The organism is Rhodococcus sp. H36-A4 (genome assembly GCF_027158005.1).
Taxonomy (GTDB): Bacteria; Actinomycetota; Actinomycetes; order Mycobacteriales; family Mycobacteriaceae; genus Rhodococcoides.
On sequence record NZ_JAPVLQ010000029.1, the window covers coordinates 1 to 564 of the forward strand.

Genomic DNA, 564 nt, shown 5'->3' on the forward strand with positions numbered 1-564 from the left:
TGGCGTCGGTGGATCCGGTGGGGTTGGTCGATCTTCGGGTTGTGGTGGTCGGTGGTGAGGCGTGGTCGTCTGAGTTGTTGGGTCGGTGGGCGGTCGAGCGTGGTGTCGGTGGTGGTGTTCGTGAGTTCTTCAATGGGTATGGTCCGACGGAGACGACGATTATGTCCAATATTTCGGGTGCGTTGGTGGCGGGGGATGTGGTGTCGATCGGTGCCCCGATCCGCGGGATGTCCGCCGCCGTACTCGATGATCGGTTGCGTCCCGTGCTCGGCGGCGCGAAGGGTGAGTTGTACCTCTGGGGCCCCGGTGTTGCTCGTGGCTACCACAATCGCACGGGGCTCACGGCAGGACGATTCGTCGCCAACCCTCTGGTCGAGGACGGCACACGGATGTATCGCACCGGCGATGTCGTTCGCCGCCTGCCCGACTCGCACGACATCGAGTATGTGGGGCGCAGTGATTTTCAGGTGAAGGTGCGTGGTTTCCGGATCGAGTTGGGTGAGATCGATGCTGTGGTGACCTCGTATCCGGGGGTCGAGTTCGCGGTGACGGTGGCGCGTTCGG

Annotated in this window: 1 protein-coding gene; it reads left to right on the plus strand. The window is 63.3% G+C overall.

The annotated features are described in order from the left end of the window. The coding region (locus O1W68_RS21520) for an AMP-binding protein (protein WP_269307044.1) at positions 1-564 on the plus strand (564 nt) is incomplete at both ends.